Consider the following 20,778-nt stretch of genomic DNA (forward strand, 5'->3'; position numbering starts at 1 on the left):
CGGGCGGGGGTTCAGTACTGGAACGGTCGGGCCAGCAGGGTGCGTACGCCCTCGGAGGTGATCGACATCCCGTGCGGGGAGGCCGCGTCGATGGTGAGCGAGAGGTCGCCCGTGGGCCACTGGTCGGCGAGCGCACCGAGCGGGATCAGACGGTAGCGGGAGACAGCCGGCAGCAGCCCGGCGAGTTCGGGTTCCGAGGTGAACACGGGCACGGCCTCCCGTCCGTCCGGCTCCTCCAGGACGGGCAGCGCCACGGTCGAGGGATTGCGGGCGTCCACGTCACTGACGTCGTCCGGCACGGGGACCAGGACATCGCTCATCGCGAGCACGTCCAGCGCGGCCGGGTCCTGGGTGTTGTCGGCCAGGGCGTCGAGCGCCCGTCGGGCCGGTGTGGCGGTCTGATGGTGTGCGGGCGTCTCCATGGTGGTTCCTCTGGTTGCGGTGGGTTGCGCGGGCCGCCCGGGACACGGTCGGCCCCGGGCACAGTGTGCGTCGCCTACCCGACCGGGTCACGGCCATGCGTGGCCCGGACAAGGAACGTCCGGGCCACGCTGTGTCGGGGTGCGGAACCGGTGCCGGGCGCCGGGGCCCGGCACCGGCGTGTCGCTACTTCAGGTACGGCCCGGCGGTCCCGATCCTCCCGGGCCCGCCCAGGACGTACACCCGCAGATTGCCCTTGCCCGGCGCCGCCACGGTCAGCGTGCCGTTCGAGACTGTCCGTACGTCACCGGTGACGGCGTCGGTGTACGTGCCGTTCGGGATGCCGGTGTAGGTGGCACCGCCGGTGACCGTGACCAGCGCGAAGCTGTCCGTCGAGCCACTGGTGTACCGGCGTTTGAAGGCCATCTGGCCGCTGATGCCGTCGGTGGAGTACTGGCCCATCTGGAGGGCCGGCACCGCCCGGCGGATCTGGTTCAGCCGCTGGAGGTGCTTGACCAGCGGCTGGGCCAGGGTCGTCGCGACCTCGCCGCTCGCCGAGCCGACCGTGCCGAAGTCGGTCGCGGTGACGGATCCGGCGAGGTGGTCGCCGTAGTACGCCCGTCCGGTGGTCGCCAGTGGGCAGGTCGGCCCGCAGTCGATCTGCTTGCCCTTCTGGAACTCGATCTCGGAGCCGTAGTACAGCGTCGGGATGCCCCGGAAGGTCCACATCAGCGCCATGTTCTCGGCCCAGGCGTCGGTGCCGCCGCTGTAGCGGTTGCTCGACTTGTTGGGGCCGTAGTCGTGGCTGTCGACGTAGACGACGTTGTAGGTGGCGTCGTTGACGGAGTCGTCGGAGTCCTTGCCGTTGCCGTAGGCGTTGGGCGCGTCACCGAAGTTCATGTGCATGCGCATGTCGATGATGTTCATGCCGGAGAACTGGCTGCGGTCGGGTGTGTGGTAGCTGTTGCCGCTCAGGAAGGCGTTGGTGGACGTCGGCTGGTTACCGGTGCCCAGGTTGTTCTCGTAGGTGAACTGCTCGATGGCGGCCGTCTCGTCGTCGGCGCTGTACTCCTTGCGTTCCTTCCAGGTGTAGAACTGCGCCGAGTGGTTGACCGAGCCGCGGTTCCACTTGTCGTTGACGAAGGCCGCGACCTCGCCGAAGACGAAGAAGTTCTTCGCCGCCTCCGTACCGAACTTCTGCGTCACCCGGTCGTGGATGGCGGGCAGGAAACGGCGGTTCCACGTCACTCGGGGAATGTGGACGGCCGTGTCGATGCGGAAGCCGTCGACACCCATGTCGATGTACTTGTCGTAGGCGCCGATCAGGTAGTTCTGGACCGTGGTGTTCTCGGTGTCGAAGTCGGCCAGGTCCTCGTGCAGCCAGCACGAACGGGCGTCCTCGCCCTCCCAGTTGCCGATCCAGCACTGGTGGTAGTACGCCTTGGGGAACATGCCCGAAGTGGGGCTCGGCCACTGGCAGTTGTAGAGCGTGTAGCCCTCGGCGCTCTTGCCGCCGGTCGGCCTGCCCCAGTTCAGGCAGGTGTTGCCGGTCGGTTCGGCCGTCGACCACAGGTCGCCGTTGTAGTAGGACTTCCCGGACTTGGGCTCGACGGTCAGACCGTCGTACTCGAAGCCCTCGGCCTTCTCGTCGTAGTACCAGCTCCACTGGGTGTCCCGGACGCCGTACACGGTGGGGGTGAACAGGCCCTTGGCGCCCCAGCGGGAGCTGTGGTTGTAGACGACGTCCTGGTAGATCTTCATGCCCTTGGCGTGGGCCGCGTTGATGAGGTCCTGGTAGGAGGCGCCGGCCGACTCCAGGCGCGGATCGACCTTGTAGAAGTCGTAGCCGTGATAGCCGTGGTAGTCGTAGTCCGACCGGTTGAGGACGACCGGGGTGATCCAGAGCGCCGAGAAGCCGAGCGCCTTGACGTAGTCGAGTTTTTCGACCAGTCCCTTGAAGTCGCCCCGGAACATGGGGTCGTTGTTCGCGGCGTTGCCCGACTTGGTGTGCTGGCTGCCGCCGCGGTCGTTGCCCGTGTCACCGTCGTAGAAGCGGGCGGTGAGGACGAAGTAGATGGGGTCCTTGCGCGGATCGGTGCCGAGCGGGGTGCCGGAGGCCGGTGCGGGGGCCCGGTCGCCGGTCGTGGTGGTCGCGGCGGCGGAGGCGGACGAGGTGTTGCCGGCCGCGTCGACGGCCTTGACCGTGTAGGTGTAGGTGGTCCGCTCCTCAAGTCCCGTGTCGGAGAACACCGTTGAGCCGATGTCCGTGACGAGGGTGCCCTTGGTGCCGCCGGTGCGCGTCACCTGGTACTTGGTCACGCCCTTGTTGTCGGTCGACGCGTCCCAACTCACCACGACCGACGTGCCGGTGGCGCTCGCGGTGACCTTGGCGGGCGCGGTGGGGGCCTCGGTGTCCGGTGGTTCGGCGGCGCACGGGTCGGTGGCGTCGGCGGTGACCGTCCGGTCCTTCACGGTCGTGGTGCCGGCCTGGATCGTGTAGTCGGCGCTGTTGTTGTTGTCCCAGACGCCGTTGCCGTTGTTGAAGGCCGCCCTGAGGGAGGTCGCGGTGCCGATGTCGAGGGTCCTTTTCCACCAGCCCGTGCAGGCCGCGGTCATGCCCACGCCGGGGGCCGTGGTCCAGGCGCCGCCGGTCGGCGCGTAGTGGATGTTGGCGGTCGTCCAGCCCGAAGTGGCGGTGGAGTAGAAGACGGTGGCCTGGTTGCCGGTGCCCGTTCCGCTGTCGGCGCACGGATCGCTGTGGGCGATCACGCCGTCCTTGACGGTGATGGTGCCGGTGCCGAGCGCGTAGTTGCTGCCGCCGTTGTTGTCCCAGGTGCCGCTGCCGTTGTTGAAGGTGGCCTGGAGACCGGCGGCCGAGCCCAGATCGACGGTCTTCCTGACCCAGTCGGTGCAGGCCGGCTCCATCGCCGTACCGGGGACGGTGGTCCAGGAACCGCCGTCGGGTGCGTAGTGGAGATAGGTGGTGGGCCAGCTCTTGGTCTTCGTGTAGTAGAAGACGGTCGCCGAGTTCGACGCGGCGGCGGCCGTCTTCCCCATGGGCGCGGAGCCCGTGTCCGGCGGGAGCGCGCCCACGAGCACGGCCGCCGCCACGAGCGCCACCAGGGGGTGCGGGCGGGCACATCTCATGACTGTGCGCCTCATGAGCGACTCCAATACGGCCTGAAATGCGGGATTCTGGACTGCAAGAAGAACCGGAAAGTTCCTGAAATAACTTGCAGCGCGGAAGCTACAGGTACATGACAGGCACGTAAAGGGATCTCACCGCGATCGCCGGCGATGGTGAAAACGGACCAGTAGTGGTGACCGTCGCCCACGCGCACGCCAGGAGCCCGTCCCTAGCGTGGGCGTATGCCGATGCAACCCTGGTTCTCCGATGCCAAGCTGGGCATCTTCATCCACTACGGCATCTACGCCGTGGACGGCTGGGCCGAGTCGTGGTCCTTCTACACGGGCGAGGCCACGCACGAGGAGTACATGAAACAGCTCGACCGTTTCACCGCCTCGCGCTACGACCCGCAGGCCTGGGCGGAACTGTTCGCCAGCGTCGGCGCCCAGTACGCCGTCCTCACGACCAAGCACCACGACGGCGTGGCCCTGTGGGACACCGAGCACCACAATCTGGACGTGGTCCGGGACACCCCGGCCGGCCGCGACCTGGTCACCGGCTTCGTCGACGCCCTGCGCGAGCAGAACCTGAAGGTCGGCCTCTACTACTCGCACTCCGACTGGAACCACCCCGACTACGCGAGCGCACGCCACCCCGGCCCGCACATCGTCGAACCCAACGACTACTCCCACGCCCGCCCCGGCGAGGAGGACCCGGAGGCCTGGGCGCGCTACCTCGCCTACCGTGACGGCCAGGTGGGCGAGCTGGTCGAGCGTTTCCGTCCCGACGTCCTCTGGTTCGACGGCGAGTGGGAGCGCACCGAGGAGCAGTGGCGGATGCGGGAGCTGTCCGAGCTGATCCTCGCGGGCAACCCGGACACCGTCCTCAACGCCCGCATGCTCAGCTACGGCGACTACGCCACCCCCGAGCAGGGCGTTCCGCTGATCACCCCGGACGGCCCGTGGGAGCTGTGCCTGACGATCAACGACTCATGGAGCTACCGGGCCAAGGACCGCGACTTCAAGTCGGTCCGCCAGCTGGTGCGCTACTTCACGGAGACGATCGGCATGGGCGGCAATCTGCTGCTCGGCGCCGGCCCGATGGAGGACGGCACGATACCCGCCGAGCAGGTCGAGCGCCTGGAGGGGCTCGGCGCCTGGGTCACCAAGCACGCCGATGCCGTGTACGGCTCGGTCGCGGGGCTGCCCGCCGGGCACCACTACGGCCCGAGCACCCTCTCCGCCGACCGGCGCACCCTCTACCTGATCTGTTTCGACGCGCCCCGCGAGGCCGTGTCGATCCGGGGCCTGCGCAACACCGTGCGGCGCGTCTCGGTCGTCGGCACAGGCGCCGAGCTGGGCCATCACGTCACCGGAGGCCTGGACAAGGTGCCGGGCGTGACCTGGATCGACGCGCCCGGGGCGGCAGACCTCGACGAGTACGCGACCGTCCTGGCCGTGGAGCTCGACGGTGAACTGGACCTCTATCGGGGCACGGGCCGCGACTGAGAGACGAACGCGCCCCGGCCGACCTGCTGCCGGACCCGGTGTCCGGGAGCAGCAACAGGTCGGCCGGAGCGTTCGGCGAGGGCACATGCCGCCACGAGGGCCCGAAGGACTGTGGCGTCCATGCCGTGCCGGGCAGGGCCGGGCGAAGGTCAGCTGGTCCAGCTGTGGGCCACGTCGACGACGACCCGGTCTTCCAACTGGATCACGCGGAACGGCAGTCGCGCGCGCACACCGACAGCGACCTGTGTCTGGCCCTCGAAGGTGCCGCCGAACCGGGTGTCCCGGAAGGTGCTGTACCCGCTGATGTTCACAGTGGGCAGGGGCTTGCCCACCTTGCCCGGGTAGGTCGGCACGCCGGCCTCCAGGTCGTAACTCCACGCACCGACGCGGATGTCGAGGATCGCCCCGCCTGCGACCGGTATGTACTGGCCCGAGGGGTCGGCGTAGAACCGGTCCACGTACTCGACGTTGTAGTCGATCCGGCCGCCGCCGGGCACGTCGAACACGATGCGGTCGTAGCAATCGTGCCGTCCGGTCCTGATGTCCTCCAGGTGATCGGCCCCCATGGCACCACCGCCCTTGGCGCCACTCCCCCAGCCCGTCGGGCAGGCCGCCGCCGCACGCGAGCCCTCCGCCGGGGCCGCGCCCGCGGTGCCCGTCACCGTCCCCAGCATGGCGCCCGCGAGCACGAGCGCCGCCATTGCCGCTCTGATACCTCGCATCATGTCCCCCTTGGTCGTGCCTGGTCGCACTGCTCTGACACCGGGTGAGACGGCCCGCAGCACAGGAAGGTTGTACGCCGGACGGGGCAAATGGGAAATCCCGCGCCAAGACCGACCGTCACGAAAACAGCATGGCAGGACGGTCGGTCGAGCCACTGCCTCCAGCGGGCGCGGGGCTGATCACCCGGGGCGCGGTGTGTGCCGCATACCAAGTCGCTTCGCGCCGCGAAGGCCAGGTCATTCGAAGCTCGCGAAACCCTCGGTGTCGAACCAGGTGGGCGCCTCGGCCTCGGACATCGCCTGCTTGATCCGGAACAGCGCGAACTCGTTCAGCTCCGGCAGGGCGTCCACCGTGAACCAGCCCACGTCCAGGGACTCGTCGTCGTTGACCCGCGCCTCCCCGCCGACGGCCCGACAGCGGAAAGTGATGTCCATGTACTGGCAGACGTCCCCGTTCTCGTACGTCACCGGGTCCAGAGCCTGGACGAGTACGACCCGTTCGGGCACGCACCGGACCGCCGTCTCCTCGTAGACCTCCCGCACCGCGCAGGCCGCAGGCTGCTCTCCCGGGTCCGGGATGCCGCCGACCACCGACCACTTGCGGGTGTCGGTACGGCGTCCCAGGAGCACTCTTCCCTCGTCGTCGAAGACGAGGGCGGTGACACCGGGGAGCCAGAGCAGCTGGCGGCCGGCGGAGGCACGGAGAGCACTGATGAAGTCAGGAGTAGCCATGTCCCCGACCCTAACCGGGCGTCCCTGTCACTCCTGTTGATCACGGGGGCGTGCGACCGGCGTACGACTACACGCCACCGGCGCGCCGCCCGCGCACACCTGCGCCGATCGCCCAGCCGAGACCGCCGGCGGCGACCAGGACGAGGAGCATCTCGGGCAGGATGCCGAGCTTGGTGGCGGGCGTCTCGGAGGACCGCAGCGGCACCTTCTGGACGAGCGAGTCGGCCACGAACATCCCGGTCCTCTGGGTGATCCGCCCGTCCGGCATGATGATCGCGCTCACCCCGCTGGTCACCGGGACGGTGACGGTCCGGCTGTGCTCGACGGCGCGGATACGGGACATCGCGAGCTGCTGGTAGGTCATCTCGCTGCGGTCGAAGGTGGCGTTGTTGCTCGGTACGGAGATCATCTGGGCGCCGTGGGTGACGGTGTCGCGCACCGCCCAGTCGAAGGCGGCCTCGTAGCAGGTGGCCAGGCCGACCTTGGCGCCGTCCATGGTGAAGACGCCCGGCTCGGTGCCCCGGCTGAAGTCCTGGTGGACCATGGTGGTCCAGTTCTTGTTGATGTGTTCGAGCATCGAGCGCAGCGGGAGGTACTCGCCGAAGGGCTGGACCTGCCGCTTGTCGTATGTGTCGGTCGGCCCCTTGTCCGGGTCCCACAGGATCTGCTCGTTGTAGAGCTTGCCGTCCCGCTCGACGACCCCGCCGACCGAGATGGGCGCGTCGATCGCCCGGGCCGCGTCCTCGATGACCGCGGCGGCGTCGGGGTTGGCGAAGGGGTCGATGTCGGAGGAGTTCTCCGGCCACAGCACGAAGTCGGGCTGTGCCACCTTGCCGGCCTTGACCTGGGCGGCCAGCCGCTCGGTCTCACGCGCGTGGTAGTCGAGCACGGCACGCCGCTGGGCGTTGAAGTCGAGGCCGGCGCGGGGCACGTTGCCCTGGATGACGGCGACCGTCGCGGTGCCGACCTCGGCCTTGTCGCTCACCAGAGCCCGCGCGGCCAGGGCGCCCACCACGGGGACGACCACGCTCAGCGCGGCGACGACCGCCGCCACACGCGGTACGGCGCCGGTACGGCGCCACTCGATCACCCGGCGCACGACCTCGTACAGGCCGAAGCCGCACAGAACGACCGCGAAGCCGAGCACCGGGGTGCCTCCCAGCGCGGCCAGCGGCAGGAAGACGCCGTCCGCCTGACCGAAGGCGATCTTGCCCCAGGGGAAGCCGCGGAAGGGCACGCGCGCGCGTGCGGCCTCGCCCGCGATCCACACGGTCGCCGCCCACAGCGGCCACCCGGGCAGTTTCGACACGGCGGCGATGCCCGCGCCGACCAGCGCCACGAAGACCGCCTCGATGACGACCAGCGCCAGCCAGGGCCCCGGGCCGACCTCGACACCCGTCCACACCAGCAGCGGCAGCAGGAAACCGAGACCGAAGAGGTAGCCGAGACCGAGTCCCGCCTTCCAGGACCGGCCGCGGAGCAGCCAGCCGAAGATCCCGAACGCGGGCAGGGCGAGCCACCACAGGGTGCGGGGCGGGAAGCTGACGTACAGCAGCACTCCGGCGAGCGCGGCGGTCGCGGCCGGCCAGAGGCGCAGCAGCAGCCGTGCGCCGCGCGAAGCGGGCGCGAGCTGCGGTTCGAGCTGGTCCGGCTCGTCGATGGAGGGAGCGGTGGCGGTCACTCCGGGAGTGTACGGCGCCTGCCCCGGGCGCCGACAGCACGGTCCGGCCCGTGGCGGCGGGCCCGCTCCGACCCGTCTGCTGCATCGTTTCTGCGCAACTCGTCCACAAATGACACACCAGCCGTTACGGTGTGCCGGAGCCTCTGACGTGCGCGCCTTTGACGGCCCCGTGCGGTCGGGGCCCTTCACAGGCCGGAGGGCGACGGGTTGGGGTCCACGGGGATGAAGTCGGCGGCCGGTGTGCCGCCGGACGGTGAGAGACGCAACATTTCCGACGCGGCGGGTGTCGTCGTACTCGGCGCGTGTGCCACCTGGTCGCTGATCTCGGCGGCGGCCCAGGGCGGCCGCCCCGAGGGCGTGCTCCTCGCGGTTCTCGCGGTGGCCGCCGGTTACGCGGCGGGACGGATCTGCGGAGCGCTGCTGCCGGTCGCCGCCCCCTGTACGGCGGCGCTGGCCGGGCTCGGGCTCGCGGTGGCCGCGCCCCACACTCTGCCGGGGCCGCAGTCCGCCACCCCGCCCGGGCATCTCGGGGCCGTGGCCGCGCTGCTGGTCCTGGCGACCGGTGCCGCCTGCTGTGCCGCCTGGGCGGCCCGCCCGCCGCTGCTACGACTGGCGCTGCTTGCCCTGGCAGTGTTGATCACCGCGGGATCGGCGGCTGTCGGCCCGCTCGCCGGATTCGGCCTCTGCGCCGCCGTCCTGCTCTGTTCACTCGCCGCCGGGCACATGCCGCGCCGGGGCGTGGGCCTCGCCGGGCTGGCGCTGACGACGGCTCTGGTGACGGGAACGGCGTGGGCGATCGCCGAGGACGTGCTGCCGACCGGGCTCGCCGACTCGCTGGAGGGGCAGATGGGCGGTCACCGGGTCGACCTGTGGCGCGACGCCCTGCTGCTGGCCCACCGGGATCCGGCGCTGGGAGTGGGTCCGGGTAGGTTCGGGGAACTCGGCCCGACGGCTTCCCAGACATTGCCGGCCGAGGCCCGACCGCACTCCGCGCCCCTCCAGCAGGCCGCCGAACAGGGTGTGGTGGGCGTGGTTCTGTTGGCGGCGGTCTTCTGCTGGGTGCTGTACGCCCTGTGGCGCACTCACCGTCCTACCTCCGTGGCACTGACCGCGGGCGCGGCCCTGACAGGTCTGGCCACCCTGGCGACGGTCGGAAACGTACTGAGCTTCACCACGGTGACCGTGGGCGCGGGCCTCCTCGCGGGCCTGGCTACGGCCCGCCCGGTCGTCTACGAGACACCGTTCACGGCGCCGACACGCGCACGGGAACAGCGCGAACACCGGTAGGCCTCCGGCGGAGCGACCGGAACGTCAGTGCGCGGCCCCCGCCGCACCCGACCGCAGACGATCCGTGATGACACGTACGGCCGCCTCCGCGTTGTCCACCGTGATCGTGAACGTATGACCGTCCCCGAGGCGCAGCACGACGCCCTCTCCCCGGCGGACGACGACCGCGGTGCCCTGATGGGGCCGCCAGCGGTAGCCCCAGCCGCCCCACTGACGCGGGGTCACCCTGGCCACGAATTCGGCAGCGACGATCTGGGACAGCGGAATTCGGCGGCGCGGCAGGCCGACGTGGCCGCAGCGCACCTCCAGGAAGTCCTGGTCGACCTTCACGGCGACGTGCACGAACGCGATGGTGCCGAAGAGGACGAGGAGCCCGGCCGCGATGCAGCCCACCACGGACATGACGAGCGGTGCGACGCCCGACGTCCACGCCGAGTCGACCGCCAGCTCGATACCGAGCGCCATGAAGGCACAGCCACCGAGCGCCAGCAGCCACTGCGCGCGGTTGGTCGCCCGGCCGGTCCAGATCTCGGTCGGCAGGGATTCGTCGCGGGGGAGGTCCCTCATGTTCACGAGACTACTCAGGTTCCGCTGCGCGGGCACCGGCTTGCGGAGGGTTACTGCTCCGCCTGGCCGCCTCGTGGCCCTCGGTCAGCGGACGGAGGTGGCCGCCTGCAGCAGGCGGCCTTCCTCATAGGCCAGCGCGGCGGCGGGCAGCGGGCCCGCGGTGCCGTTCAGCAGGGCGGTGAGCGTGCCGTCGGCCGACGCCTCGGGGGCGGGGTGCGCGCCGAGCCTGCGGAGCGTCTGGGCGGCCACCGCGCCGGCCGAGCCGTGCAGGACGAGCGGCGGGCGGGCCGGCTGCTGGACTGCCGCGCGGATCCGCTCGGCGACGAGCTCGTAATGGGTGCAGCCCAGGACGACGGTCGTCACCTCGTCGGGGGTGAGGGCGGCCGCGGCGGCGATGGCGGCGTCGATCGCCGCCTCGTCCGCGTGTTCGACGGCCTCGGCCAGGCCCCAGCAGGGCACCTCGGTGACCGCGACGCCCTCGGCGAAGTCCTGGATGAGGCCGCGCTGGTAGGGGCTGCCGGTGGTGGCGGGGGTGGCCCAGATCGCGAAGGGCCCGCCTCCCGCGGCGGCGGGCTTGATAGCGGGAACCGTGCCGATGACCGGCAGTTCCGGTTCGAGACGGGCGCGCAGGGCCGTCAAAGCGTGCACGGTCGCGGTGTTGCAACCGACGATCAGGGCGTCGGGCCGCTGCGCGGCGGCGGCCTCGGCGACGGCCAGGGCGCGCTCGGTGAGGTCCTGAGTGGTGCGCGGGCCCCAGGGCATGCCCTCGGGGTCCAGGGAGAGCACGAGATCCGCGTCGGGTCGCAGCCGCCGTACCGCCGCGGCTGCCGGCAGAAGTCCGATTCCGGAGTCCATGAGCGCGATCTTCACCCGGTCACTATAAACGGCGTGCCCTTACGGACCTCCGGGGTGGGGCAGACTGCGGCGGGTGAGCGCCGTTGTGTGGATCGCCGTCGGATCACTCGCCTCCTGGCTGTGGCTGCTGCTGTGCCAGGGCTTCTTCTGGCGTACGGACGTCAGACTGCCGTCCTACGACCGGGAGCCGGAGTCCTGGCCGTCCGTCTGTGTCGTCGTGCCGGCGCGCGACGAGGCCGCCGTGCTGCCCGCGAGCCTGCCGTCCCTGCTCGCTCAGGACTATCCGGGGCGGGCCGAGGTCTTCCTGGTCGACGACGGCAGTTCGGACGGCACCGGGGAACTGGCCCGGGAGCTGTCGAGGCGCCATGGCGGGCTGCCGCTGACCGTGGACTCGCCCGGTGAGCCGCCCGCGGGCTGGACGGGCAAGCTGTGGGCCGTACGCCATGGCATCGGCCTGGCACGCGCGCGTGGACCCGAGTTCCTGTTGCTGACGGACGCGGACATCGCCCACGCGCCGGACAGTCTGCGCGAGTTGGTGGCGGCAGCGCGGGGCGGCGGTTTCGACGCGGTGTCGCTGATGGCCAGGCTGCGGGTGGAGAGCGTCTGGGAGCGGCTCGTCGTGCCGGCCTTCGTGTACTTCTTCGCGCAGCTCTATCCCTTCCGCCGGATCGGCAGGAAGGGGTCGCGGACGGCGGCCGCCGCGGGCGGGTGCGTGCTGCTGCGCACGGAGGCGGCCGAGCGGGCCCGGATCCCGGACGCGATCCGCCAGGCCGTCATCGACGACGTGGCACTCGCGCGGGCCGTCAAGGGCGGCGGGGGCCACATCTGGCTGGGGCTCGCCGAGCGCGTGGACAGCGTGCGGCCCTACCCGCGTCTGCACGACCTGTGGCGGATGGTCTCGCGCAGCGCGTACGCGCAACTGCGACACAGTCCGACGCTGCTGCTCGGCACGGTGCTCGGCCTGGCGCTGGTGTACCTGGTGCCCCCGTTCGCCCTGCTGGCCGGGCTCGCCACGGGGACGACGTCGGCGGTTCTGTGCGGCGGCCTCGCGTGGCTCGTGATGGCAGGGACGTACACCCCGATGCTGCGCTACTACGGGCAGCCGCTGTGGCTCGCTCCCCTGTTGCCGTTCACCGCGTTCCTGTACCTCCTCATGACGGTCGACTCGGCGGTGCAGCACTACCGCGGGCGCGGCGCCGCCTGGAAGGGGCGTACGTACGCGCGTCCGGAAACCGCGGCCGACGAGGGTTGAGCCGCATGGGTCACTTGCGGCCGGGGGTCCAGTTCATGCCCCAGCCGTAGACGCGGTCGACGGTCCGCTGCGGGCTCACCCCTCGGTCGGGCACCAGATAGCGGGCCTCGCGCTGGACCATCAGATCGCCGCCGTTGTTGGTGATCAGAGCGAGCGCGCACACGGTGGAGGGCACCGTGCACTCGTCGAGCGAGAAGTCGACCGGCGCGCCGTTCGCCGGCGTCAGCGTGACCGTGGCGTGCAGGTCGGCGAAGGAACGCGCCCCCGCGTAGATGGTCACGAAGATGAGGATGCGCCGGAAGGCCTGCTTGTGGTCCAGGTTGACGGTGAGGTTCTCGCCGCTCGACACGGCCCCGGTGCGGTCGTCGCCGTCGAGGTGGATGTACGGCGGCTGGTGCAGCGCGCCGAAGGCGTTGCCGAGGGCCTGTACGACGCCCTTGCTGCCGTCGGAGAGTTCGAAGAGGGCGCACAGGTCGAGGTCGAGGTCGGAGTGCTGGGCGACCGCGCGGCCGAGCTTGCTGCCCCACCCGGAGAACTGCTTGTGGACCTGCCAGTTGAGGTTGACGCGCAACGCGCCCGAGGTGCCGCCCTGCTTGGTCAGCGAGACGGACGGGGCCTCCTTGGTGAGCGTCACCTTGGTCAGGCGTACCGGCGCCGTGGGCGGAGCGGGCGGGGTCACGGGCCGGGCGGGCGGCGGGGGCATGGTCACCGGGGGTGCGACGGGCGGCGGCGCGGGCGCGGCGGCCTGCGGGGCGGGCGTGTGCCCGGGCTCGTCCACGGTGATGCCGAAGTCCGTGGCCAGGCCTGCCAGTCCGCTGCTGTAGCCCTGGCCCACCGCGCGGAACTTCCAGGCGCCCTGCCGACGGTAGAACTCGCCGAGCACGAACGCGGTTTCGACGTCGGCGCCCGCGTTGTCGAAGCGGGCCACCACTGTGCCCTGCGCCGCGTCACGGACCTCGATGTACAGGCCGGGAACCTGCCCGAACGTTCCTCCGTCGGCGGAGGCGGCGAGGACCACGGTCTCGACGGCCGGCTCCACGCGCGCGAGGTCGACGAGAAGGGTGTCCGTCACCCGCCCGCCGCTGTCCCGCTTGCCCTCGTGCCGAACCGCTCCGGAGGAGTGCACGGGCTGGTTGTAGAAGACGAAGTCGCTGTCGGAGCGGACCTTTCCGGCCACCAACAGCAGCGCGGAGGCGTCGGCGTCGGGCACCCCCGGCCCGGAACGCCAGCCCAACTCGACCCGCAGTGCCGTCGTGGGCACCTGAGTGTTCGATCCCTTAGTCATGGACATGACCGCCCCCATCTCTGCCGGACTCGCGACCAACCTATTCTCCCGGGCCTGTGAACTCCCGTTGAACTGCCCTGCCGAACTCGGGAAGAACGCGGGGCGACCCGTCGGTAACCCACCCGGAACCTGGCCTTTACCTGATCTCAGTGTGACCCGGTGCCCTTTTTTGGCGAGTTCGCTCGCATTGGGGGTCCCACGTCGCAGCCGACACGGAAATCAACCCTCTTATCGGTCTCCCCAACCAGCTCATGTGGGTTTAACTTATGTGCCATGACCTCCCCCCGCTCCACCTACGGCGGCGGCTACTACTCCGCCTTCCCGGACACTCCGATCTACGACTCGCTCGTCGCCGAGCGGGGGGCCCCGCAGATCGCCCCGATCCGGGTCCCCGCCGCGTACGACACGGGCAACAACCTGCCCGCGCTGCCGTCCGCGCTTCCCGCGCTGCCGGCCGGCCCGTCCCAGCAGGCGCCCTCCTACGGCTACCAGCAGGCGCAGCAGCCCTCGCCGCTGCAGCAGGCACCGGCGGCGTACATCCCGCAGCAGGCACCGCAGCGCGGTTACCCCGGCGGCGGCCAGCCGATGCAGCAGCAGCGTCCGGCAGCGGCCACCGGTTACGAGGCGATGCGCCCCGCGGCTCCCCGCCCCGCCCCGACGCCCTACCAGGACCCGTACAACAACCAGCAGTACCGCGGGTACTGATTCTCGCCCCCGGAGTGTCCGTGCCTGCTGGCACGATGGCGGTATGGGGAATGCGGAGCTGCACTCGATTCACATTCATCCGGTCAAGGCGTTCCGGGGCCAGGCGCCCCGGCAAGCCGTGGTGGAGCCCTGGGGGCTGGCCGGAGACCGACGCTGGGTCCTGATTGACGCCGGGGGAAAGGTCGTCACTCAACGCCAGCGGCCGCGTCTGGCGCAGGCCGCCGCCGAGCTGCTGCCCGGCGGCGGAATTCGTCTGTCCGCGCCCGGTCGCGCGCCCCTGACCGTGCCCCTTCCGGAGGTCACGGACACGACGACGGTGGACATCTTCGGTACCAAGGTGCAGGCGGTCCTCGCGGGCGACGACGCGCATGACTGGTGCGGCGGGTATCTGGGCGAGGACGTACGTCTTCTGCACATGGACGACCCCGGCACGCGCCGCGCGATCGACCCCGAGTTCGCGCTGCCCGGCGAGACGGTGAGCTTCGCCGACGGCTATCCGCTGCTGCTCACCACTCTCGCGTCGCTCGACGCCCTCAACTCCCTGATCGCGCAAGGGGATCATCCGCAGGAGGGGCCGCTGCCCATGAACCGCTTCCGGCCCAACGTGGTGGTGTCGGGGACGGCCGCCTGGGCCGAGGACGGCTGGTCCAGGATCGCCATCGGCGAGGTCTCCTTCCGGGTCGCCAAGATGTGCGGGCGGTGCGTGGTGACCACCACCGACCAGGACACCTCCGAGCGCGGGCGGGAACCGCTGCGCACACTCGGGCGCCATCGCCGCTTCGGCAACCAGTTGATCTTCGGCCAGAACCTGGTGCCCGAAACTCCCGGCACGATCAGCGTCGGCGATCCGTTCGAGATCCTCGAATAGGTGAGCGTGATCTCCGGTCCTCGCCTTCGGACGTGATCTTCCGATTGGTCCCGGGGGCGGGAACACCGGCCCAGGGCTTGGCCGTTGTGTTTGTGAGAAGTTCATGAGACGGCCGGTGAGAACCGGTGAGGGGTGATTTCGCTCTCTCTTTGACCGGCATCGTGCGTGAACTGCTCCGACCGGGGTTATCACGGAGCGGGAAGGGGGTGCGGCTGTGCGGGCGATCGGCGGACTCTGGCGCTGGCGGCGCAATCCGCTGCGCCGCGCGACCGACCTCGCGGAAGCCTGGATGGCGCTCGCGGCCCTGTTGCTGATCCTGCTGGCGGCGCCCCTGATCGGCGTCCTCGTCGGCGGTGCCGCCCAGGACGCGCTGCAGCAGGCCGTACGGGACCAGCGCGAGGCCCGCCATCTCGTGACGGCCACCGTGGTCAAGAAGCTCGCCCGCTCCCCGTTGGATCCCGAACCCGAGTCGGCCTCCCCGCGGGAGGCGAGCAGCCGCGTGGAGGCCGACTGGACGGGGCCGGACGGCACGGAACAACACGGCAAGGTCATCGCGAACCTCAAGTCCCCGCGTCCCGGCGACCACTTCACACTGTGGACGGACGAACAGGGGCGAATAGCCCCCCGCCCCCTGGACGCTGCCACGGCCACGACGCACGCGGTCCTCGCCGGGTTCGGTGCGACCCTCCTGTCGGCCGGGTTCGTCGAGGGCTGTCGGCGACTGCTCCTCTGGCGCATGGTCCGTCGTCGGTACGCCCGTTGGGACCAGGCCTGGGACCGGGCCGGACCCGACTGGGGCCGGACCGGGACCGGCAGTTGACCGCCTTCCGGCTCTGGTCAACCCACCGTGCCCGCGCACGCTACGGTGGACCGGCCGACATCGTGCGGCACCTTCCGCGACATCCCGCGTTCCACGAGGTGGGGGCACAGCAGCGCCATGGCACAGGGCACGGTCCAGGTGACGCACACCGGTACATCGAGGTGGCGGCGCCGCACGGGTGAGTACGCGTCGCTCGCAGCCGCCCTGGAGGCCGCGGCGGACGGTGACGTCCTCACCGTCGCGCCCGGCACCTACCGGGAGAACCTCGTCGTCGAGCGGGCGGTGACGCTGCGCGGCCCCGAGGGCTCCCCCGGCTCGGTGCGCATCGCGCCCGTTGACGGCGTTCCGCTCACGGTGCGCGCCTCGGCGGTGGTCCAGGACCTGCATGTGGAGGGCCAGGACTCGACCGCGGCGGCGGTGCTCGTCGAGGAGGGCACACCGGAGCTGCTGGACCTGCGGATCGTCACGCGGTCCGCCGCGGGCATCGAGGTGCGCGGCGGCGCCCGCCCGACGGTGCGGCGCTGCACGATCGACAACCCGGCGGGCGCCGGCATCGCCGTGGTGGACGACGCGGGCGGGGTGTTCGAGGAGTGCGAGGTCGTCGCGGCCGGCCAGGCGGGCGTGACCGTGCGCGACGGCGGCCATCCACGTCTGGAGCGCTGCCGGGTGCACCACGCCTCGGGCGTCGGTCTGTCGGTCTCGGGCGAGAACTCGGCGCTGGAGGCGGTCGGTTGTGAGGTCTACGAGGTCAAGGGCAGCGGCGTCCAGATCACCGGCCGCGCCACCGCCCACCTCACCGACTGCGGTGTGCACCGCACGTCCGCGGACGGCGTGACGCTCGACACCGACGCCGTCCTGACGCTCGCCGACTGCCGTATCCACGACATCCCGGAGAACGCGGTCGACCTGCGGTCCCGCTCGGTCCTCACGCTGACCCGCACGACGGTGCGTCAGTTCGGGCGCAACGGGCTGTCGGTGTGGGATCCGGGCACGCGGGTGGACGCCAACCAGTGCGAGATCTTCGACAGCACCGGCGACTACCCGGCGGTGTGGATCAGCGACGGCGCCACGGCGGTCCTCGAGTCCTGCCGGGTGCACGACGTGCCGGACGCGCTGTTCGTGCTCGACCGGGGCTCGCGCGCCGACGTCATCGACAGCGACCTCTCGCAGGTGCGCAACACAGCCGTGTCGGTCAGTGACGGCGCGACGGCTCAGCTCGACGACTGCCGGATCCGGGACGCGGCGACGGGTGCCTGGTTCCGCGACCACGGCAGCGGCGGCACGCTCAACGGCTGCACGGTGGTCGGCACCCAGACGGGCGTGATCGTCACCAAGGGCGCCGACCCCACCATCGAGCGCTGCACGGTCGACTCCCCCGCCGAGGCGGGCTTCTATGTGTCGGCGGGCGGCCGGGGCAGCTTCCTGCACTGCCGGGTCACGGGCAGCGAGGGCTACGGCTTCCATGTGATAGACGGCTGCCGTTCGACGCTGACGAAGTGCCGTACGGAGCGGTGCGCGCGCGGTGGTTACGAGTTCGCCGACGGCGGGTCCGGCACGGCCGGCGGGGGCGGACCTCTCGTCGAGGACTGCACCAGCGACGAGAGCGCGGCGCTGCGGACGCCCCCGGTGCCGGAGACGGTCGTACAGACGGTTGTGCAGGCACCGGGGCTGCTGGGCGCCATCCCGGGCCAGCGCACCACCGAGCAGGACCCGTCGGTGGCCGCAACGGAGCCGGAGAAGGCCGCGCGGTCCCCGAAGGACGTCCTCGGTGAGCTCGACGCGCTGGTCGGCCTGGAGAGCGTCAAGCGCGAGGTGCGGGCCCTCACCGACATGATCGAGGTGGGCCGCCGCCGACAGCTGGCCGGCCTCAAGGCGGCCTCCGCCCGTCGCCATCTGGTCTTCACGGGCTCCCCCGGCACCGGCAAGACGACGGTCGCCCGGCTCTACGGCGAGATCCTGGCCGCGCTCGGTGTCCTGGAGAAGGGGCATCTCGTCGAGGTGTCCCGGGTGGACCTGGTCGGTGAGCACATCGGTTCGACGGCCATCCGCACCCAGGAGGCCTTCGACCGGGCGCGCGGCGGTGTGCTGTTCATCGACGAGGCGTACGCGCTGTCCCCGGAGGACTCCGGCCGCGACTTCGGCAAGGAGGCCATCGACACGCTGGTGAAGCTGATGGAGGACCACCGGGAGGCCGTGGTGGTGATCGTCGCCGGCTATACGGCCGAGATGGAGCGCTTCCTGTCCGTCAACCCCGGAGTCGCGTCCCGTTTCTCGCGGACCATCACCTTCGGTGACTACGGCCCCGAGGAGCTGCTGCGGATCGTGGAGCAGCAGGCGGAGGAACACGAGTACCGGCTCGGCCCGGGCTCCTCCGAGGCGCTGCTGAAGTACTTCGAGGCGATCCCCAAGGGAGCGACCTTCGGCAACGGCCGCACGGCACGGCAGACGTTCGAGGCGATGGTCGAACGGCACGCGGGCCGGGTCGCCCAACACGCCGAGCCCAGCACCGACGACCTGACCCTGCTCTACCCGGAGGACCTCCCGGAACTGCCCTGAGCCCCGCCCTCCGGCCGCGGCCCGGGCAGCGTCTCGCGGGGCAGCAGCCGCCCCAGCAACTCTTCGCGCTCCTCGGCGAAGGCGGGGTCGGCCTGGTAGTCGGAGTGGCCGAGGATCGGCGAGGGCAGCGGATGATCCTTGTTGCGGCCGTAGGCGAGCGGGTCCTTGAGCGGTGCGCGGTCCACCTCGGGGCCGCAGTCGCCGGGCAGGTGCACGGGGCCGCCGATGGGGTCGGTGAGCCGGTACAGGTTGCGCCAGCAGGCCACGTCGTGATGCAGCGAGGTGAGCGCGGCGGGCCCGAAATGGGCCGGGAACCAGCGCCCGTACAGCCTCTCCAGCGGTGAGCCGTAGGTCAGCAGCGCGACGCGCTTGCGCACGGAGGGCTTCAGCTGCCAGGCGGCGGCCGCCGCGAGGACGCTGCCCTGGGAGTGCCCGGAGATGACCAGACGTCCGCCCGTGGCCTCGGTCCAGGTGGCCATCCGCCAGGTCAGGTCGGGCACGGCACGCTCGGCGTAGCAGGGCGGTGCGAAGGGGTGGGAGGCACGCGGCCAGAAGGTGCCGACGTCCCAGAGGATGCCGATGGTGCGCCGCGCCGCCGGGTCCTTGTAGGCGCGCCGCCCCCAGGTGACGAACAGCAGGAAGCCGAATCCGATCAGCCAGGACCCGAGGGCCTGGGCGGTCTCTGCGGCGCCCTGGACGACCCCGTACGCGCCGTGCGAGGCGTCTCCCGGCGTGTCGTCCGTGGCCTGGGCTCCGATCAGCGCGGCGGTGCCCAGGAGCAGCGTCACCGCGGAGGTGATGCCGACGATGCGGGGCGCGCGGTCGGTCAGGGCGGCCATCGCGCGCATGCTCGCGATCCGGCGGGTACGCGTGGGGTCCAGGGGCTCCCGGGAACCGTCGTCGTAGTCCTGCTCCACGGCGTCCAGCTCGGCGCGGCGCAGTTGCAGGGTGCGCCGGGCCAGCCAGCCCACGAGCCCCAGCACGACCAGGAGGACGGCCGGGATGACGGATGCCTGCCAGGTCAGCAGGACGGGCGGGCCTTCGATGGTGCCGCCGGTGCCGTCCAGCCAGTCGGCGACGCGCTGGGACACACCGCCGGACATCACACCGCCCAGCGCGCAGGCGAGCGTCGCCACGGCGGGTCCGCCGAGGCCTCGCATGGCGGCGCGCGGGTCGGGGTGGGCGCGGTACAGCAGGTGGGCGACACCGGCCAGGAGGACGACGACGATGCCCTGGAGCAGCGTGAGGGCGCCGAAGGTCGTGTCGCCCGGCAGCCGCCCCGCGGACTTCCACCCGGGGCGCGACCAGCCGGCGTACACGGCCGTCAGGAGCAGCAGGGCGAGCGCGCCGCCCGGGAGGAGGCGGACGAGCCGGGCGTCGAGTTCCCGGTCCAGGCGCCTCTCGCTGCGCCCCCTGCGGCACACCACCCACACCACGGCGACGGCCCCGGCGATCAGCGCGACGTACAGAAGCCCGGCCAGGACCGCCAGGGTCGCGGGGCCGCCGGGCGCGCGGTCGTGGCGGGCGGCGGCGGAGCCCAGGGCGGCGGCGACCGTCAGCAGGCCGGCCGCGGTGTGCGCGGCGCGCAGCCGGGCGACCAGCCGCCGTCCGTACCAGAACCCTGGCCGCCCCAGAGCCGTACGGATGTTCTCGTCGGCGGGCTCGGGGGCGTGGACCATCGGCCGCTGGGACTCGTACGCGCTCCAGGTGCGGCGGGACAGGAACCACAGCAGGCCGGTGAGCGCGGCGGGCACCACGGCGGCCAGGGCCAGGCGGCGGCCCGGCGCGCTCCACCAGCCGCCGCCCGACTCGGTCGGGGACAGGAATCCGAGCCAGGAGTGCGCCTCGGCGCACGCGCGCGTGCCCGCGCACTGCCAGGCCGTGAGGTCGAGGGCGACCTCACAGGCGGCGGCGACCAGGAGAACGGTGAGGCTCAGGCCGGCCACACGCACCAGCAGACCGTAGAAACGGACCGTGCCCTGCCGGTTGCGCGCGGTGGGGCGCATCCAGTGGGCGAGGTTGACCACCATGAACGGCAGCAGCAGGAGCCACAGGGCGCGCGTGCCGTTGCCGGAGGTGAGGTTGCACCAGACGTACGCCTCGCGGACCGGTGCGCCGTGCGGGTCGGCGGGCCCGGCTTCCGCCTCGGCGTCGTCCGCGCGCCGGAACACGGCGGCCGTGTTGTCACCGGTGACGCGGACGGTCCGCGGATCGTTGAGCATCTTCTCGGGCGTGGCACCGCCCACGCCGTGAACCAGTAGTTCCAGGGCGATGCCGGTGTTCTTCGCCGCCCCGGTCCGCTCGGCGCCTGCGGGCGGCTCGGACGCGCCGTTCGCCTCGGTCGTCGAGGCCCGTTCCTGTGCGTGCTCCACTGTTTCGCACTTCCCCCGTTG

Annotated in this window: 16 protein-coding genes; 7 read left to right on the plus strand and 9 right to left on the minus strand. The window is 71.4% G+C overall.

Annotated features, from left to right (window positions below):
• Positions 1-11: 11 nt before the first annotated feature.
• The gene (locus tag OHN74_RS03355; protein ID WP_327693002.1) at positions 12-422 is read right to left on the minus strand and encodes an SseB family protein; all 411 of its coding nucleotides are present in this window, start codon (positions 420-422) and stop codon (positions 12-14) included.
• Positions 423-606: 184 nt separating this feature from the next.
• On the minus strand, positions 607-3,582 hold the full coding sequence (locus tag OHN74_RS03360) for a carbohydrate binding domain-containing protein (protein WP_327693003.1): 2,976 nt from the start codon (positions 3,580-3,582) through the stop codon (positions 607-609).
• Positions 3,583-3,789: 207 nt separating this feature from the next.
• Between OHN74_RS03360 and OHN74_RS03365 the strand changes: the two genes are divergently transcribed.
• Positions 3,790-5,055, plus strand: coding sequence for an alpha-L-fucosidase (locus OHN74_RS03365; RefSeq protein ID WP_327693004.1), 1,266 nt, complete (start codon positions 3,790-3,792; stop codon positions 5,053-5,055).
• Positions 5,056-5,204: 149 nt separating this feature from the next.
• Here the strand turns inward: OHN74_RS03365 and OHN74_RS03370 are convergent, their stop codons facing one another.
• The 3 genes from OHN74_RS03370 to lnt form a co-directional block, all read right to left on the minus strand.
• Positions 5,205-5,777, minus strand: coding sequence for an AMIN-like domain-containing (lipo)protein (locus tag OHN74_RS03370; RefSeq protein WP_327699967.1), 573 nt, complete (start codon positions 5,775-5,777; stop codon positions 5,205-5,207).
• A gap of 237 nt (positions 5,778-6,014) precedes the next feature.
• Entirely contained in the window at positions 6,015-6,509 is a 495-nt protein-coding gene (locus OHN74_RS03375) for an NUDIX hydrolase (protein ID WP_327693005.1), read from the minus strand.
• Between the two features lie 67 nt (positions 6,510-6,576).
• The gene (gene lnt, locus OHN74_RS03380; RefSeq protein WP_327693006.1) at positions 6,577-8,190 is read right to left on the minus strand and encodes an apolipoprotein N-acyltransferase; all 1,614 of its coding nucleotides are present in this window, start codon (positions 8,188-8,190) and stop codon (positions 6,577-6,579) included.
• A gap of 222 nt (positions 8,191-8,412) precedes the next feature.
• Between lnt and OHN74_RS03385 the strand changes: the two genes are divergently transcribed.
• A complete protein-coding gene (locus OHN74_RS03385) occupies positions 8,413-9,477 on the plus strand; it encodes an O-antigen ligase family protein (protein WP_327693007.1) in 1,065 nt (354 codons plus the stop codon).
• 24 nt (positions 9,478-9,501) lie between these two features.
• On the opposite strand, the gene OHN74_RS03390 is transcribed toward OHN74_RS03385, so the two are convergent.
• Together OHN74_RS03390 and OHN74_RS03395 are read right to left on the minus strand one after the other, a co-directional pair.
• The gene (locus OHN74_RS03390; protein WP_327693008.1) at positions 9,502-10,044 is read right to left on the minus strand and encodes a hypothetical protein; all 543 of its coding nucleotides are present in this window, start codon (positions 10,042-10,044) and stop codon (positions 9,502-9,504) included.
• 84 nt (positions 10,045-10,128) lie between these two features.
• Positions 10,129-10,914 (minus strand): glutamate racemase, encoded by a 786-nt coding sequence (locus OHN74_RS03395; RefSeq protein ID WP_327693010.1) that lies wholly within the window; start codon positions 10,912-10,914, stop codon positions 10,129-10,131.
• Between the two features lie 70 nt (positions 10,915-10,984).
• On the opposite strand from OHN74_RS03395, the gene OHN74_RS03400 reads away from it, so the two are divergent.
• On the plus strand, positions 10,985-12,151 hold the full coding sequence (locus tag OHN74_RS03400) for a glycosyltransferase (RefSeq protein WP_443060534.1): 1,167 nt from the start codon (positions 10,985-10,987) through the stop codon (positions 12,149-12,151).
• 10 nt (positions 12,152-12,161) lie between these two features.
• On the opposite strand, the gene OHN74_RS03405 is transcribed toward OHN74_RS03400, so the two are convergent.
• Positions 12,162-13,442 carry a TerD family protein gene (locus OHN74_RS03405; protein WP_327693012.1) on the minus strand — a complete coding sequence of 427 codons (1,281 nt, stop codon included), beginning with the start codon at positions 13,440-13,442 and terminating at the stop codon, positions 12,162-12,164.
• Between the two features lie 267 nt (positions 13,443-13,709).
• Here OHN74_RS03405 and OHN74_RS03410 point away from each other — a divergent pair, with 267 nt between their 5' ends.
• The 4 genes from OHN74_RS03410 (at position 13,710) to OHN74_RS03425 (ending at position 18,385) form a co-directional block, all read left to right on the plus strand.
• Positions 13,710-14,141, plus strand: a complete 432-nt coding sequence (locus OHN74_RS03410; protein ID WP_327693013.1) for a DUF6643 family protein — start codon at positions 13,710-13,712, stop codon at positions 14,139-14,141.
• Positions 14,142-14,184: 43 nt separating this feature from the next.
• Positions 14,185-15,009, plus strand: coding sequence for an MOSC domain-containing protein (locus OHN74_RS03415; protein WP_327693014.1), 825 nt, complete (start codon positions 14,185-14,187; stop codon positions 15,007-15,009).
• 214 nt (positions 15,010-15,223) lie between these two features.
• A complete protein-coding gene (locus tag OHN74_RS03420) occupies positions 15,224-15,829 on the plus strand; it encodes an Rv1733c family protein (protein ID WP_327693015.1) in 606 nt (201 codons plus the stop codon).
• A 117-nt stretch (positions 15,830-15,946) separates the two neighbouring features.
• Positions 15,947-18,385: a right-handed parallel beta-helix repeat-containing protein gene (locus OHN74_RS03425; protein ID WP_327693016.1), complete on the plus strand. Its 2,439-nt coding sequence runs from the start codon at positions 15,947-15,949 to the stop codon at positions 18,383-18,385.
• Here the strand turns inward: OHN74_RS03425 and OHN74_RS03430 are convergent.
• Entirely contained in the window at positions 18,355-20,757 is a 2,403-nt protein-coding gene (locus OHN74_RS03430) for a hypothetical protein (RefSeq protein WP_443060338.1), read from the minus strand. The genes OHN74_RS03425 and OHN74_RS03430 overlap by 31 nt on opposite strands.
• Positions 20,758-20,778: the final 21 nt, after the last annotated feature.

The organism is Streptomyces sp. NBC_00459 (assembly GCF_036013955.1).
Taxonomy (GTDB): Bacteria; Actinomycetota; Actinomycetes; order Streptomycetales; family Streptomycetaceae; genus Streptomyces.